Source organism: Mycobacterium sp. BK086 (genome assembly GCA_004362315.1).
Lineage (GTDB): Bacteria > Actinomycetota > Actinomycetes > Mycobacteriales > Mycobacteriaceae > Mycobacterium.
Map to the genome: position 1 here is coordinate 41179 of SNWL01000003.1, position 15532 is coordinate 56710.

At 66.6% G+C, this 15532-nt stretch carries 14 protein-coding genes; 7 read left to right on the plus strand and 7 right to left on the minus strand.

Annotated features, from left to right (window positions below):
- Entirely contained in the window at positions 1-1236 is a 1236-nt protein-coding gene (locus tag EV580_RS00230) for an acyl-CoA dehydrogenase family protein (RefSeq protein WP_133689162.1), read from the plus strand.
- A gap of 26 nt (positions 1237-1262) precedes the next feature.
- On the opposite strand, the gene EV580_RS00235 is transcribed toward EV580_RS00230, so the two are convergent.
- From EV580_RS00235 to infC, 6 genes are all read right to left on the minus strand, one after another.
- Complete coding sequence (locus EV580_RS00235) at positions 1263-1589, minus strand: hypothetical protein (protein ID WP_133689163.1); 327 nt, start codon at positions 1587-1589, stop codon at positions 1263-1265.
- A gap of 63 nt (positions 1590-1652) precedes the next feature.
- On the minus strand, positions 1653-3257 hold the full coding sequence (locus tag EV580_RS00240; protein ID WP_133689164.1) for a GMC family oxidoreductase: 1605 nt from the start codon (positions 3255-3257) through the stop codon (positions 1653-1655).
- A gap of 97 nt (positions 3258-3354) precedes the next feature.
- Positions 3355-4101: a TrmH family RNA methyltransferase gene (locus tag EV580_RS00245; protein WP_133689165.1), complete on the minus strand. Its 747-nt coding sequence runs from the start codon at positions 4099-4101 to the stop codon at positions 3355-3357.
- A 29-nt stretch (positions 4102-4130) separates the two neighbouring features.
- On the minus strand, positions 4131-4520 hold the full coding sequence (gene rplT / locus EV580_RS00250) for a 50S ribosomal protein L20 (protein WP_005149096.1): 390 nt from the start codon (positions 4518-4520) through the stop codon (positions 4131-4133).
- A 49-nt stretch (positions 4521-4569) separates the two neighbouring features.
- Complete coding sequence (gene rpmI / locus EV580_RS00255) at positions 4570-4764, minus strand: 50S ribosomal protein L35 (protein ID WP_133689166.1); 195 nt, start codon at positions 4762-4764, stop codon at positions 4570-4572.
- A 12-nt stretch (positions 4765-4776) separates the two neighbouring features.
- Positions 4777-5379 carry a translation initiation factor IF-3 gene (gene infC, locus EV580_RS00260; protein ID WP_133689167.1) on the minus strand — a complete coding sequence of 201 codons (603 nt, stop codon included), beginning with the start codon at positions 5377-5379 and terminating at the stop codon, positions 4777-4779.
- Between the two features lie 285 nt (positions 5380-5664).
- Here infC and EV580_RS00265 point away from each other — a divergent pair, with 285 nt between their 5' ends.
- The 5 genes from EV580_RS00265 to EV580_RS00285 all read left to right on the plus strand — a co-directional run bounded on the left by EV580_RS00265 (position 5665) and on the right by EV580_RS00285 (position 11730).
- Entirely contained in the window at positions 5665-6000 is a 336-nt protein-coding gene (locus tag EV580_RS00265) for a DUF1844 domain-containing protein (RefSeq protein ID WP_133689168.1), read from the plus strand.
- 45 nt (positions 6001-6045) lie between these two features.
- A complete protein-coding gene (gene lysX / locus EV580_RS00270) occupies positions 6046-9339 on the plus strand; it encodes a bifunctional lysylphosphatidylglycerol synthetase/lysine--tRNA ligase LysX (RefSeq protein WP_133689169.1) in 3294 nt (1097 codons plus the stop codon).
- An 86-nt stretch (positions 9340-9425) separates the two neighbouring features.
- A complete protein-coding gene (locus EV580_RS00275) occupies positions 9426-10763 on the plus strand; it encodes an alpha/beta hydrolase (protein ID WP_133689170.1) in 1338 nt (445 codons plus the stop codon).
- 5 nt (positions 10764-10768) lie between these two features.
- A complete protein-coding gene (locus EV580_RS00280; protein ID WP_133689171.1) occupies positions 10769-11002 on the plus strand; it encodes a hypothetical protein in 234 nt (77 codons plus the stop codon).
- Complete coding sequence (locus EV580_RS00285) at positions 10999-11730, plus strand: SDR family oxidoreductase (protein WP_133689172.1); 732 nt, start codon at positions 10999-11001, stop codon at positions 11728-11730. The genes EV580_RS00280 and EV580_RS00285 overlap by 4 nt, the downstream gene beginning before the upstream one ends.
- Here the strand turns inward: EV580_RS00285 and uvrA are convergent.
- The gene (gene uvrA / locus EV580_RS00290; RefSeq protein WP_133689173.1) at positions 11727-14633 is read right to left on the minus strand and encodes an excinuclease ABC subunit UvrA; all 2907 of its coding nucleotides are present in this window, start codon (positions 14631-14633) and stop codon (positions 11727-11729) included. The two genes, EV580_RS00285 and uvrA, sit on opposite strands and share 4 nt — an antisense overlap.
- A gap of 85 nt (positions 14634-14718) precedes the next feature.
- Here uvrA and EV580_RS00295 point away from each other — a divergent pair, with 85 nt between their 5' ends.
- A complete protein-coding gene (locus EV580_RS00295) occupies positions 14719-15396 on the plus strand; it encodes an MBL fold metallo-hydrolase (RefSeq protein ID WP_133689174.1) in 678 nt (225 codons plus the stop codon).
- The last annotated feature ends 136 nt before the right edge of the window (positions 15397-15532 follow it).

Genomic DNA, 15532 nt, shown 5'->3' on the forward strand with positions numbered 1-15532 from the left:
ATGATCGAATGGTCCGACGTCGATATTGCTGTGCGCGACGCCGTCCGTGACTTCGTCGACAAAGAGGTGCGTCCGCACCTCGACGAGCTGGAGAGCGGCGACATGGAGCCCTATCCCATCGTCCGAAAGCTTTTCAGCAGCTTCGGCATCGATGAGATGGCGCGGGAGTCGCTGACCAAGCGGCTGGACCGTCTGCGGAACGGCGGCGAGTCGAAGTCCGGCGGTGGCGGCGGCATGTTCGGCGACGGCAGTTCGGGCGGAATGGGTTTCGTCGTGATCAGCGAGCTCTGCCGGGTCAGCATGGGCCTGGTGACCGGGATGGGCGTGAGCCTCGGCCTGACGGTGCCCACCATCCAAAGCCGCGGCACTCTGGCCCAGCAGGAGCGCTGGCTGCCCGAGCTGGTGACCTACGAGAAGATCGGCGCATGGGCGATCACCGAGCCGGATTCGGGTTCGGATGCATTCGGCGGCATGAAGTCCTACGTGGTTCGTGATGGGGACGACTACATCCTCAACGGGCAGAAGACGTTCATCACCAACGGGCCCGATGCCGACGTCGTCGTGGTGTACGCCAAGTTGGACGAGGGCGACGGAGCCGACAAGCGCGACCGCAAGGTGCTTACGTTCGTGCTCGACAAGGGCATGGAGGGCTTTGTCCAGGCCAAACCGTTCCGCAAGATGGGAATTCACAGCTCGCGCACCGGCGAGCTGTTCTTCAACAACGTGCGCTTGGGCCGCGACCGGCTGCTCGGTGAGACCGAGGAGAACAAGTCCGGGGACGGGCGCGACAGCGCCCGCTCGAGTTTCGCCGCCGAACGGATCGGCGTGGTGTCGATGGCGCTCGGGGTCATCGAAGAGTGCCTGCGGCTGTGTACGGACTACGCCAAGACGCGGACGCTGTGGGGCAAGGAGATCGGCCAGTTCCAGTTGATCCAGCTCAAGCTGGCCAATATGGAAGTGGCGCGAATGAACGTGCGCAACATGCTGTTCCGGGTGATCGAATGCGGGCAGACCGGTACGCCGATCTCGCTGTCCGAGGCGTCGGCGATGAAGTACTACTGCTCGCAGGCGGCGACCGATGTGGCCATGGAGGCGATCCAGCTGTTCGGCGGTAACGGGTACATGACCGAGTACCGCGTGGAACAGCTTGCCCGCGACGCGAAGTCGCTGATGATCTACGCCGGCAGCAACGAGGTGCAGATCACCCACGTGGCCAAGGGTCTGCTCAGCGGCTAGTCGGGGCTCGGATGGGGCACCACCCACTATGGGGGTTGGTGCCCGCCTCCGAGCGACAACTGGCGAGCCTGCGCTCGTAGTGCCTCGACTCGCTGATTGATTCGGTGCTCGGTCCTGCGCGGGATACCAATGGTCGCGACGTAGCGCCCGCGCTCGCGGCGGCGCACCCGGTCGTGGCCTCTCTCCCATCGCAGAGCGTCCGAAATCACCTTCGATGGCCTGCCCGCGACGGCGAAGCCCCAGTCGTCGAGCGCGACGACGAGACCGGCAACCGTTGTCGGGCCGTTGAGTTGCAGATATCGGGTCAACACGTAGCGGAGGTTGGTCCCCCGCAGCATCAGCGAGTTATTCATGGCGACAACGTCGCACAGCGCACCGACAGCGGTCGGATTGTCGCTACGAGGCGGGCACCAACCCTATGAGCACCCCTGCAGGATCAAGTCGGCCGCGCGCCACGCCATGGCCATGACCGGGCCGTTCAGATTGCCGGCCAGCATCGTGGGCATGGCCGAGCAATCCACGACCCGCAGGCCGTCGATGCCCCGGACCCGCAGTTCGTTGTCGACGATGTCGTCATCGCTCGGGCCCATCGCGCAGCTGCCGATCGCGTGATAGCCGCTGTATCCGCCGTCGAGTGCCGCATCGGCCAGCTCGTCGTCGCCGCGCACGTCGGCGCCCGGGTAGAGCTCGTGGCTGATGCGGTCGGCGATCGGTGACGCGGCGAAGATCTCCCTGGCCCGGCGCACCAGCGCGGCGCTGGTCGCCCGGTCGTAGTCGCTGGTCAGATAGTTCGGGTCCAGCCGAAGCGACGCGTCGGGGTCGCGCGACGTGATCTCGACGCTGCCCTCTGATGTCGGCCGAAGCACGAAGCCCAGAACCGACAGTCCCGGCTCGCGTTCGATCGTCATCGGCTCGCCCTCGTTGTAGGCCGGGATCGTGAACGGCCCGAGCAGCAGCTGACCGTCCACCCGTGGTTGGTCGGGCGTGGTCTTGACGAAGGCGAGCACGTCGAACGTCGGCGTGGCCATCAGCCCCTTGCGGGTGAGCAGGTAGCGGGCCGCGGTCGCCGCCTGCCCCATCCGGCTGGCGAGCTTCCGGTTGTACCCCATGTCGGCGTTGAGCCGGAACCGCACCACCACACAGCGATGTTCACGCATTCGCCTGCCCACATTGTCTCGTTCCAGCAGCACGGGCACGCCCGCGGCGGCCAGCACCTCGCGTGGGCCGATTCCGGACAGCTGCAACAACTTTGGGCTTCCCATACTGCCCAGCGAGACGATGACTTCGCGACGTGCGCGGAGCTCCTCCGTGCTTTTGCCGCGACGAACCTCCACGCCGACGGCGCGGCCGTTCTCGACAATGATCCGGTCGACGATCGTGTTGGTGGCGACAGTCAGGTTGGGCCGCTGCCGAGCCGGCTTGAGGAACGCGTCGGCGGCGCTGACCCGGCGTCCGTTCTTGATCGTCGCCGGGCTGATTCCGATGCGCTCGTCGTCGGATTCGTTGATGTCCTGCACCGCCCGCAACCCACTCGCGGCTCCGGCGGCCACGATCTCGCCGCACAGCGGGTCCAGATCGTCCGCCACCGAGATGTGCAGCGGGCCGCCGACGCCCCGCGTCGGGGATGGCCCGAACTGATTGTCCTCGAACCCCTTGAAGATGGGCAGCATCTGATTCCAGTTCCAGCCCTTGTTGCCGCGGCGCTCCAACTCGTCGTAGTCGGCCTGCTGACCCCGGTTGTACACCATGCCGTTGACCGAGCTGGAGCCACCGAGAAGCTTTCCGCGGGTCCAGAACTCGGACTTGCCGTTGGGGCCGAACGGTGTTGTGGCATAGCGCCAGACGTACTTCTCGTCCTCCAGCAGAACAGCAGACGCCTTGGGGACGTGGACGAGCGGATGCCGGTCAGGTCCCCCCGCCTCGATCAGGAGCACCGTGGTGCCCGGATCTTCGGACAGCCGATTGGCGAGAACACATCCCGCAGAACCGGCGCCGGCAATGATGTAGTCATAACGGGACATCGCTCCCCCGGCTCCGTCGAAGAATCGGGCTTTACAGATGGAGCCCGAGATGTATCGCCGAGAAAGATAGCACGGCTCATCAATCCGCTTCTGGGGATTAGTCGCGCCGAAGCGAACGCGCGCTCTCGTACATGCAGATGGCCGCCGCGGCGGCGACATTGAGGCTCTCCGCGCTACCCCACATCGGCACCCGGACACGCTCATCCGCCAGCGCCGCGACGTCGGCGGCGAGGCCGTGTGCCTCGGATCCGAACAACCACGCCGTCGGACGAGTGAGATCCACCGCGTCCACGGACGTGTCGGCGTCCAGTGTGGTGGCGCGCACCGCCAGCCCCGCCGACCGCAACTCAGCGATGAGCGCGGCGGAGTCGGGAGCTTCGAGCACCGGCAGTGCGAAGATGCTGCCCGCCGAGGCGCGCAGGCACTTGCCGTTATACGGATCGACGCTGTCGTCGGTGAGCACCACGGCGTCGGCACCCATTGCGTCGGCGATCCGAATCAGTGTGCCCGCGTTGCCCGGTTCGGACGTCGCGACGGCGACGAGGACGAGCCGCGGACTAGCTGCCAGAACGTCGGCGAGGGCGACGTCGGGTGGCGTGCACACCGCGTACAACCCAACCGGAGTCACCGTGTCGGACAACGATTTCGCGGCCCGGTCGGTGATCGTGTGCACCGGCACGTCGATGCGCAGATCGGTGAAGCGCGCCAAAGCCGCTTCGGTGGCGTAGACCTCCACGGCCAGGCCGTGCCGCAGGGCCGCCTCGACGAGATTGGGCCCCTCGGCCAAAAACCTCCCAGCACGACGACGCCCGGTGTGGCGCTGCAGTTTTGCTGCAGCCACCACCCGGGCGGATCGTTCAGTGAGTGCCGTTATCAGGCGGCTTCACCGGAAGGTGCGTTGACATCCTCCGGCAGTGCGGCCTTGGCGGCCTCGACCAGCGCGGTGAACGCGGCCGGGTCGCTGACGGCGATCTCGGCGAGGTTCTTGCGGTCCACCTCGATGCCGGCGGCCTTGAGGCCCTGGATCAGCCGGTTGTAGGTGATGTCGTTGGCGCGGGCCGCCGCGTTGATGCGGGAGATCCACAGCTTGCGGAACTCACCCTTGCGGGCACGACGGTCCCGGTATGCGTAAGTGAGCGAATGCAGCTGCTGCTCTTTGGCTTTGCGGTAGAGCCGCGAGCGCTGGCCGCGGTAGCCCTTGGACGCCTTGAGTACTGTGCGCCGCTTCTTCTGGGCATTGAGTGCGCGCTTCACGCGTGCCATTGCGGTGTTCCTATTCTCGTTCGGTCAAAAAGTTAAGGGGTTACGGCGCTTAGCCGTTCAGCATCGCGTTGACACGCTTGGTGTCGTTGGCCGCCACGACGGTGCGACCGTCCAGGCGACGGGTGCGCTTGGTGGCCTTGTGCTCGAGCAGGTGGCGACGGTTCGCCTTCTGCCGCACGATCTTCCCGGTGCCGGTCTTGCGGAACCGCTTGGAGGCGCCGCTGTGAGTCTTTGCCTTGGGCATTGGTCCTCAGTTCTAGGTGGTGTCAGGTGCTTCGGTGGGCTGGGGTTCGGCCGGACGCCCTGCGGGGGTGTCGGCGTCATGCGCCGCCTTGGCGCGAGTCTTCGCGCCGCGGTGCGGTGCCAGCACCATCGTCATGTTGCGGCCGTCCTGCTTGGCGGACGTCTCGATGAAGCCGTAATCGGCGACGTCGGCGCCCAGCCGCTGCAGGAGTCGGAACCCGAGTTCGGGCCGCGACTGCTCGCGTCCGCGGAACATGATCGTGACCTTGACCTTCGAACCCGCCTCCAGGAAGCGGATGACGTGACCCTTCTTGGTCTGATAGTCGTGGTCGTCGATCTTGGGCCGAAGCTTCTGTTCCTTGACGACGGTCTGCTGCTGGTTCTTGCGAGACTCGCGCTCCTTGAGAGCCGTCTCGTACTTGTACTTGCCGTAGTCCATGATTTTGCAGACCGGAGGCCTGGCATTCGGGGCTACTTCGACAAGATCGAGATCGGCATCCGCGGCGACGCGGAGAGCGTCTTCGATACGCACGATGCCTACCTGTTCCCCGCCCGGTCCGATCAGTCGGACTTCAGGTACGCGAATGCGCTCGTTGACACGGGTCTCAGTGCTGATGGGGCCTCCCTGGTTCGGTTTCCTCTGCGGACCACCGCGGTGTCACACATCGGGAGCAGCTGGGGAGAATCCACGCCATCAGCGAGAAGGCCCTGCATAAAGCAGGGCCCGATGCCGACCGGTCACAGCTCGCGCCGCCTGCGAAACCGCAGAACAGATACCCTGACGGTATCCGTGACCGGACCGCTGTACCTGCGGAAATATCCGTGGCGAGCGGTGGGAGTGGGACTCCACTTGCTGTCCCTGGCGTACGCCGGGACGGTCGTGCATGCCAGTCTAGCAGGCATGACGGATCCCATTAACATCCGCGACCTGGCCGACATTCCCGCCGTGGAGGTGATCACCCGCGCGGCTGTCATGCTGATGAGCGCCGCCGCCGAGAAGATCGGGTTGTCCTCCCCCGACCCCGACGCCAGCGAACATCGTGACCTCGACGAAGCGCGCCGCCTGATCACCGCGCTAGCCGGCCTGGTGACCGCCTCGGCGGAGTATCTCGGCCCGCACGCGGGCCCGGTCCGCGACGGACTGAAGAGTCTCCAGTTGGCGTTCCGGGAAGCCAGTGCGGCACCCGAGGAACCCGGCACCGGGCCGGGCGAAAAATATACTGGCCCTGTCTGGTAGCGCACCACAGACATTTCGCATGCCGAGGGAATATCCTCGCGGCCTATGACCGTCACTACGAGTCGGCCAACTTCCCGGTTCCGCTGGGTGCCCGCCGCGGCCGGTTGGATCATCGGCGTCATCGCGACACTGTCGCTGGCGTCGAGCGTGTCCACGATCATCCGGCACCTCATCCGGATGCCGCGGGAGTTCATCAACAGCTACCTTTTCAACTTCCCGGACACCAGCTTCGCCTGGGCGTTCGTGCTGGTTCTGCTGGCCGCCGCGCTGGCCGCCCGCAAGCGCATCGCCTGGTGGATTCTCGTCTTCTACATGGTGGCCGCGTCGGTCTGGAACATCACCGACCTGCTCAGCGGCGACGAGTCTGCTGCCGTGGACGCCGGTGAGGTCATCGGCCTGGTCTTCCATATCGCCGCGGCCGGTGCTCTGGTTCTGGCCTACAACCAGTTCTGGGCCAGGGTCCGCCGGGGTGCTCTGCTCAAGGCCGCCGCCGCCCTGGTCGCAGGCATGGCCGTCGGCACCCTGATCGGCTGGGCCGTCCTCGAATTCTTCCCCGGCACGCTGGCCCGTGAAGACCGCTTCTGGTACGCGCTGAACCGCGTCAGCGCGTTCGCCGGGGCCGGCGCGGAATCCTTCGAGGGTCATCCGCACACGTTCATCAATGCCCTGCTCGGCCTGCTCGGCGCGCTGGCGCTGATGGTGGCCGCGATCGTGCTGTTCCAATCCCAGCGCGCCGAGAACGCGCTGACCGGCGAGGACGAGTCCGCAATCCGCGGGCTGCTCCTGGCCTACGGCAAGAACGATTCGCTGGGGTACTTCGCCACCCGCCGGGACAAGTCCGTCGTCTTCGCGGCCAATGCCCGCGCCGCCGTCACCTACCGCGTCGAGGTCGGTGTGTGCCTTGCCAGCGGTGACCCCATCGGCGACCCGCGGGCCTGGCAACAGGCGATCTCGGCGTGGCTGTCGCTGTGCCAGGAATACGGCTGGGCGCCGGGTGTGATGGGTGCCAGTTCGACTGGCGCCCAGGCGTATCGCGAAGCGGGCCTCAACGCGCTGCAGCTCGGCGACGAGGCGATCCTTTACCCCGATCAGTTCCACCTGTCCGGCCCCGATATGCGGGCCGTCCGCCAGGCCGTCACTCGCGCCCGTCGCGCCGGGCTGACCGTGCGGATGCGCCGGCATCGGGACTTCTCCTCCGACGAGATGGCCGCGGTGATCGCGCGGGCCGATGCCTGGCGTGACACCGAGACCGAACGCGGCTTCTCGATGGCATTGGGCCGGCTCGGTGACAGCGCCGACGGCGACTGTCTGCTGGTGGAGGCCGTCCAGGGCGACGGCGACGAGGTCGTCGCGATGCTGTCGCTGGTGCCGTGGGGCAACAACGGACTCTCGCTGGATCTGATGCGGCGCTCGCCGAAGTCCCCCAACGGGACCATCGAGCTGATGGTGACCGAGCTTCTGCAGAACGCCGAAGACATTGGTGTCAGCCGTATTTCGCTGAACTTCGCGATGTTCCGGGCCGCCTTCGAGCAAGGCGCCCAGCTCGGCGCGGGGCCGGTGGCCCGGTTGTGGCGCGCCATGCTGGTGTTCTTCTCGAAGTGGTGGCAGCTGGAAACCCTCTACCGCTCCAACATGAAATACCAGCCGCAGTGGGTACCGCGGTACGCCTGCTACGAAGACGCCCGGCTGATCCCCCGGGTGGGCGTCGCCTCCGTCATTGCCGAGGGCTTCCTGGTGTTGCCGTTCTCCCGGCGCGGCAAGCAGCACACCGGCCACTACTCGGCTGTTCCTGAAGACCTCGCCGCCACGGGACGCCTGCACGCCGACGGCAGCGCACCCGATCCCGTCGAGCCCGAAGACGAGAAGACCAGCCGCGGCCAGCGCCTGCCCGATCAGGTACGCGTCCGGATGGCCAAGCTGAAAGCGTTGCAGGGCAACGGTATCGACGCCTATCCGGTGGGCCAACCACCTACCCACACGGTCGCGCAGGCGCTGGTCGCCGATGACGCCCTCACCCTCAGCGTGGCCGGCCGGATTCTGCGCGCCCGCGACTACGGCGGTGTGGTGTTCGCCCAGCTGCGGGACTGGTCCGGCGACGTCCAGCTGCTGCTGGACAAGGCCACGCTCGACGGTGCTACCGAGGACTTCGCCTCCGTCGACCTCGGCGACCTGGTCGAGGCGACCGGACACATGGGCCACAGCAAGAACGGCACCCGCTCGGTGATCGTCGAGCAGTGGCGCATGCTCGGAAAGTGCTTGCGCCCCTTGCCCGACAAGTGGAAAGGCCTGCAGGATCCCGAGGCCAGGGTTCGGGCCCGCTACGTCGACCTCGCCATCAACCCCGAAGCTCGCGAGCTCATCCGCGCCCGCAGCAATGTCTTGCACTCGATCCGGGAAACGCTGTTCACCAAGGGATTTCTCGAAGTCGAGACGCCGATTCTTCAGCAGATCCACGGCGGCGCCAACGCCCGCCCGTTCAAGACCCACATCAACGCCTATGATCTCGACTTGTACCTGCGGATCGCGCCCGAGCTCTATCTCAAACGATTGTGTGTCGGTGGTGTCGAGCGAGTCTTCGAGTTGGGCAGGGCATTTCGCAACGAGGGCGTGGACTTCAGCCACAACCCGGAATTCACCCTGCTCGAGGCGTACCAGGCTCATGCCGATTACCGGGTGTGGATCGACGGATGCCGCGAGCTGATCCAGAACGCGGCGATCGCCGCCAACGGCTCCGCTGTGGTGATGCGGCCCCGTGACGGCGCCCCCGACCAGCTCGAACCGGTGGACATCTCCGGAACATGGACGGTCAAGACCGTGCACGACGCGGTGTCTGAGGCCCTGGGCGAACAGGTCGACGCCGAGACCGATCTGACCGCGCTGCGCCGCCTGTGCCACAGCGCGAAGGTCCCATATCTGACGCACTGGGATCCCGGCGCGGTGGTGCTGGAACTCTACGAGCGGCTGGTGGAGGACCAGACCGAGGCGCCGACGTTCTACACCGACTTCCCGACGTCGGTGTCGCCGCTGACCCGTCCGCACCGCAGCAAGCCCGGTGTCGCCGAGCGCTGGGACCTGGTGGCGTGGGGTGTCGAGCTGGGCACCGCGTACAGCGAGCTGACCGACCCCGTCGAGCAGCGACGCCGGCTGGAGGAGCAGTCGCTACTGGCTGCGGGCGGCGATCCCGAGGCGATGGAACTGGACGAAGATTTCCTGCAGGCGATGGAGTACGCGATGCCGCCGACCGGCGGTCTGGGAGTTGGCGTGGACCGCGTGGTCATGCTGATCACCGGGCACAGCATCCGCGAAACCCTGCCCTTCCCCCTCGCCAAACCGCGTTAGCTGGTGCGATCGGCTCACAGCGACCGCCAAGGAAGCTTGGTCACCATGGTTGCGTGACACCGGCCGATCACCAACACATTTCGTTGATGCACGGATGGTTGCCGCTGACTGTGCAGATCCTGGCCGGGCTGGTCCTGGTGTTGGCTATCGGCTGGCGGACGCGCCGCTGGCGGCTGGTGTGGCTGCCGCTGGCGGCCGTCGTGGGCATCGCGGCCGCGTGGTACGCCCAGTGGGCCATCTCCGACGACGGGCTGACGGGCGATCCGGCACCGCATCAGCTGTGGGTGTGGATTGCGGTGACCACGGTGGCGGCCCTGGTGGCGATCGTGGGCTGGCGCGGTGCGCGCTGGTGGCGGCGCGGCATGTCAGTGCTGGCGATCCCGCTGTGCGCGTTGGCGGCGGCGCTGATGCTCAACCTGTGGGTGGGCTACTTCCCCACCGTCGGGACCGCGTGGAATCAGCTGACCGCGGGCCCGCTGCCCGATCAGACCGACCGCGCGACCGTCACCCAGATGGTGGTGCAGCACGCCATCCCGGCCAAAGGCACAGTCGTACCGGTGACGATCCCCTCGGACGCATCCCATTTCGCGCATCGCGAGGAGCTGGTGTACCTACCCCCGGCGTATTACGCCACCAATCCACCGCCGAAGCTGCCAACGGTCATGATGGTCGGCGGCGAATTCAACAACCCCGCCGACTGGCTGCGGGCGGGCAACGCGATCAAGACGATCGACGATTTCGCCGCGGCCCACCACGGCAACGCTCCGGTGTTCGTGTTCGTCGACTCCGGCGGCGCGTTCAACAACGACACCGAATGCGTCAACGGACCGCGCGGCAACTCCGCCGATCATCTGACCAAAGACGTTGTGCCGTTCATGGTCTCGAACTTCGGTGTCAGCGCCGACCGGGCGAAGTGGGGTGTGGTCGGCTGGTCCATGGGCGGTACCTGCGCGGTCGACCTCATCACCATGCATCCCGACATGTTCAGCACGTTCGAGGACATCGCCGGCGATGACGCCCCGAACTCGGGCACCAAGGCTCAGACGATCACCCGACTGTTCGGTGGAAACGCGGCGGCCTACGCGAGCTTCGATCCCGCAACCATCATGACCAAACACGGTTCTTATCAGGGTGTTTCGGGATGGTTTGCGATCTCGGGCAATCAAGGCCCGGGCGGCCAGACTGCCGCCGCGAACACTCTGTGCGGAGTCGGCAGCGCCAACGGCATCAACTGTGCGGTGGTCGCCGAGCCGGGTAAGCATGACTGGCCGTTCGCGGCACGTGCCTTCGCATCCGCGCTCCCGTGGCTGGCCGGCCAGATCGAGACTCCCGGCGCCCCGGCGGTGCCCCTGCCCGGCCCACCGGCCCCGCCGCCGAGCCACATCACGATCGCCGCCGCCGGGAGGCCGCCGGGAGTACGGTGAGGGCTATGCCCGACCAACCCATACCGGATCCCGGCTACGACGACTCCGGGGTGCCTACGTTCGAATCGGTGCAGGAGAAGATCGAGACGCGGTTCGGAACCGCGCTCGGCTCAGCCGAATTGGCCGCGGAAACGCCTGAGGGCCGCACCGTCGAGGAGCAGTACGAGGCCCGGCAGAAGGCCGCGGCCGAACGGTTGGAAGAGATCCGCGCGTCCATGCAGAAGCCGGATCAGCCCTGACCGGGCCGGTCGTCGCGATCACGGGCGCGAGCAGCGGCATCGGTGCCGCGACGGCACGGCTGTTGGCTGAGCGGGGCGCGACCGTAGTCCTGGGTGCGCGTCGGGAGGATCGACTGCAGGAATTGGCTGACGAGATCCGTGCCGCGGGCGGGACGGCGCTGACCGTCGTCACCGACGTCACCCAGCGCGCCGACGTCGAGCGACTGGTCGAGGCTGGTGTGCGGGAGTACGGGCGCCTGGATGTGTTCGTGGGCAACGCCGGGATCAGCCGCATCGGCCCGACGAGCGATCTCGACGTCGACGGCTGGTCGGCGATGATCGACGTGAATCTGCGGGGCGTGCTGCACGGCATCGCCGCCGCACTGCCCGTCTTCCGCGAACAGGGCCACGGCGATTTCGTCACCGTGGTGTCGACCGCCGGCATCAAGATCGTGCCGAACATGGGCGTCTACGCCGCCACGAAGAACGCCGTGCGCACCTTGCTGGAGGCCCTACGGCAGGAATCCACCGATGGCGTCATACGCACGACGTCCATCTCACCGGGCTACGTGAACACCGAACTGGACTCGTCGATCGAGGATCCCGAGGCCCGTCGTGCCGCCCGCGCCGCCATGGACAGCTTCGGCATGCCACCCGACGCGGTCGCTCGCGCGGTCGCATTCGCGATCGAACAGCCACGCGATGTCGAGATCGGCGACATCACCATCCGCCCGACGGTCCAGAGCTAGCTGACCTTGCGCCGCCGGGTCGTCTTGGTGGCCTTCTTGGGCGCCGGTGCGGTCAGCACATCGGAGAGGAACTTGCCGGTATAGCTCTGGGTCTCCGCGGCCACATCCTCCGGGGTGCCCTGCGCGACAACGGTTCCGCCGCCCGAACCGCCCTCGGGACCCATGTCGACGATCCAGTCCGAGGTCTTGATGACGTCCAGGTTGTGTTCGATGACGATCACCGAATTGCCCTTGTCCACAAGGCCATTGATGACCTTGAGGAGCTTGCGGATGTCCTCGAAATGCAGGCCCGTGGTCGGCTCGTCGAGGATGTACACGGTGCGACCGGTCGAGCGCTTCTGCAGTTCGGCGGCCAGCTTGACGCGCTGGGCCTCGCCACCGGAGAGCGTCGGCGCCGGCTGGCCCAGGCGCACATAGCCCAATCCGACGTCGACGAGTGTGCGCAGATAGCGGTGGATCGAGCTGATCGGCTCGAAGAACTCGGCGGCGTCCTCGATGGAGAGGTCGAGCACCTCGGAGATGGTCTTGCCCTTGTAGTGCACCTCGAGGGTCTCGCGGTTGTAGCGGGCGCCGTGGCACACCTCGCACGGCACATACACGTCGGGCAGGAAGTTCATCTCGATCTTGATGGTGCCGTCACCTGAACATGCTTCGCAGCGGCCACCTTTGACGTTGAACGAGAACCGGCCGGGCTGATAGCCGCGGACCTTGGCCTCGGTGGTCGCGGCGAACAGTGTGCGGATCTTGTCGAACACCCCGGTGTAGGTGGCCGGGTTGGAGCGCGGCGTGCGGCCGATCGGCGACTGGTCGACCCGCACCAGCTTGTCGACGTGTTCGAGGCCGTTGATCCGGGTGTGCCGGCCCGGCACCTGGCGGGCGCCGTTGAGCTTGTTGGCCAGTACTGAAGCCAAGATGTCGTTGACGAGCGTGGACTTGCCCGAGCCCGAGACGCCGGTCACCGAGGTCAGCACCCCGAGCGGGAACGCGACGTCGATGTCGCGCAGGTTGTGCTCCCGCGCGCCGATCACCGTGAGCTGCTTGCGCCGGTCGATCGGGCGGCGGATGTCCGGCACGTCGATGCTCTGCTTGCCCGACAGGTAGGCGCCGGTGATGGAGTTCGGATTGCGCAGCAGATCGGCGTACGGGCCGCTGTGCACCACCTGGCCGCCGTGCTCGCCGGCCGCCGGACCGATGTCGACCACCCAGTCCGAATGCGCGATCGTGTCCTCGTCGTGCTCCACGACGATCAGGGTGTTGCCCAAATCCCTTAGCCGCGTAAGGGTTTCGATGAGCCGACGATTGTCACGCTGATGCAGGCCGATCGACGGCTCGTCGAGCACATAGAGCACACCGACCAGACCCGACCCGATCTGGGTGGCCAGCCGGATGCGCTGCGCCTCACCACCGGACAGCGTGCCCGCTGCGCGGGACAGCGACAGATAGTCCAGGCCCACGTCCAGCAGGAAGCCGAGCCGGGACTGCACTTCCTTCAGTACCTGCCCGGCGATCGCCGACTCGCGGGTGCCTAGCGTCAGGTCGTTGAGGAAGACCGAGCAGTCGGCGATGGACAGCTCGGACACCTCGGCGATCGACTTCGCGCCGTGCTTGCCCGCCGCCAGCGTGACGGCCAGGATTTCCGGCTTCAATCGGGTGCCGTTGCACTCCGGGCACGGCACGTCGCGCATGAACCCGTCGTAGCGTTCCTTCATCTGCTCGGACTCGGTCTGTTCCATGCGCCGGTGCAGGAAGGCCATCACGCCTTCGAATTCGGCGTAGTACGAGCGGGTCCGGCCGTAGCGGTTCTTGTAGCGGACGTGGACCTGCTCGTCGCAGCCTTCCAGAATTGCCTTGCGCGCCTTGGCCGGAAGCTTGCGCCACGGGGTGTCGACGTCGAAACCCATCGACTCGCCGAGTCCCGCCATCATCCGGGTGAAGTATTCGGCGGTGTGGCCCATCGCCCACGGCGCGACGGCGCCCTCGGCCAGCGTCATATCCGGATCGGGGACGACAAGGTCGGGGTCGACCTCCTTGCGGATGCCCAGGCCACTGCATTCCGGGCAGGCGCCGTAGGGCGAGTTGAACGAGAACGACCGTGGCTCGAGATCGTCGACGGCCAGCGGATGGCCGTTGGGGCAGGCCAGCTTCTCGGAGAACCGCTGTTCTCGGTGCGGGTGGTCGTCCTCGCGGTCGACGAATTCCAGCACCACGATGCCGTCGGCCAGGTTCAGCGCGGTTTCGACCGAATCGGTGAGCCGCTGCTTGGCGCTGGTCTTGACCGTGAGCCGGTCGACCACGACCTCGATGTCGTGCTTCTCCTGCTTCTTCAGCTTGGGCGGGTCGGTGAGCGAATGCACCACCCCGTCGACTCGGACGCGGCTGTAGCCCTGGCTGTTGAGCTTGTCGAAGAGGTCGACGAACTCGCCCTTGCGGGTGCGCACGACGGGAGCCAGCACCTGGAACCGCAGGCCCTCGTCCATCGCCAGCACCTGGTCGACGATCTGCTGCGGAGTCTGCCGGGCGATCTTCTCGCCACAGACCGGGCAGTGCGGGGTGCCGGCACGGGCGTAGAGCAGCCGCAGGTAGTCGTAGACCTCGGTGATCGTGCCCACGGTCGAGCGCGGGTTGCGGTTGGTGGACTTCTGGTCGATCGACACCGCCGGCGAGAGGCCCTCGATGAAGTCGACGTCCGGCTTGTCCATCTGACCGAGGAACTGGCGGGCGTAGGCCGAGAGCGACTCGACATAGCGGCGCTGGCCCTCGGCGAAAATCGTGTCGAACGCCAGCGAGGACTTGCCCGATCCGGACAGCCCCGTGAAGACGATCAGACTGTCGCGGGGCAGGTCCAAGTCGATGCTGCGCAAGTTGTGTTCGCGCGCGCCCTTGACCACCAGACGGTCAGCCACCAGCGCCCCCTTCCTGCAGGTTTATGGGCATGACGATGCCGAGCCCCCATGCTATGTCGACCCACCGACAAGTAACGTGGCGACCATGACAGTCGTCGACGACACCTACACCGGACACGTCGAACCGCAGGCCGCCGCCCGCCGGACGCTGCCCGGGGCCAGCATCATCAAAATGTCGGTAGGCCCGATGGACAACAACACCTACCTCGTGACGTGTTCCCGGACCGGCGAGAGTTTATTGATCGACGCCGCCAACGATCCGGAACTGCTCGTCGACCTGGTCCGCGAGCACGGGCCCGAGCTAACCCTGATCGTGACCAGCCACCAGCATTTCGACCATTGGCAGGCGCTGGAGGCGCTGGCCGAGGCGACCGGGGTTCCGACCGCCGCCCATCAGCTCGACGCCGAGCCGCTGTCGGTCAAGCCGGACCGCTTCCTGGCCGGTGGTGACACCATCACCGTCGGCGACTTGGTCTTCGACGTGATCCATCTGCGAGGTCACACGCCCGGATCGGTGGCGTTGGCACTGCGGCCTACTGCCGAGCGGACCGAGACGCACCTGTTCACGGGGGACTGCCTGTTCCCGGGCGGGGTCGGCAAAACGTGGGAGCCCGGCGCATTCGAGCAGCTGCTCGGCGATGTGGACAGCCGGCTGTTCGGCGTGTTCGGCGACGACACCGTCGTCTATCCCGGGCACGGGGATGACACGAACCTCGGAGCCGAGCGCCCGCATCTCGACGAATGGCGTGAACGCGGCTGGTGACTAGCTTGTACACCCTTTTGCCTCACGACTCACCGTCGTCGCCGGCTCCCTCGGCTTGGGCGGGGCTGTGCTGACGGTTCCCGGTCGGTTGGGGACGCCGCACGCGCATCTCAGCTCCGGCATTCTGAACTCGGCA

Bases quoted from the DNA above. Each gene is read 5' to 3' on its own strand.
- EV580_RS00295 (WP_133689174.1), top strand. From the start codon at position 14,719: ATGACAGTCGTCGACGACACCTACACCGGACACGTCGAACCGCAGGCC.
- EV580_RS00240 (WP_133689164.1), bottom strand. From the start codon at position 3,257: ATGTCCCGTTATGACTACATCATTGCCGGCGCCGGTTCTGCGGGATGT.
- EV580_RS00275 (WP_133689170.1), top strand. From the start codon at position 9,426: ATGCACGGATGGTTGCCGCTGACTGTGCAGATCCTGGCCGGGCTGGTC.
- EV580_RS00280 (WP_133689171.1), top strand. From the start codon at position 10,769: ATGCCCGACCAACCCATACCGGATCCCGGCTACGACGACTCCGGGGTG.
- EV580_RS00235 (WP_133689163.1), bottom strand. From the start codon at position 1,589: ATGAATAACTCGCTGATGCTGCGGGGGACCAACCTCCGCTACGTGTTG.
- rpmI (WP_133689166.1), bottom strand. From the start codon at position 4,764: ATGCCCAAGGCAAAGACTCACAGCGGCGCCTCCAAGCGGTTCCGCAAG.
- EV580_RS00265 (WP_133689168.1), top strand. From the start codon at position 5,665: ATGACGGATCCCATTAACATCCGCGACCTGGCCGACATTCCCGCCGTG.
- rplT (WP_005149096.1), bottom strand. From the start codon at position 4,520: ATGGCACGCGTGAAGCGCGCACTCAATGCCCAGAAGAAGCGGCGCACA.
- lysX (WP_133689169.1), top strand. From the start codon at position 6,046: ATGACCGTCACTACGAGTCGGCCAACTTCCCGGTTCCGCTGGGTGCCC.
- EV580_RS00230 (WP_133689162.1), top strand. From the start codon at position 1: ATGATCGAATGGTCCGACGTCGATATTGCTGTGCGCGACGCCGTCCGT.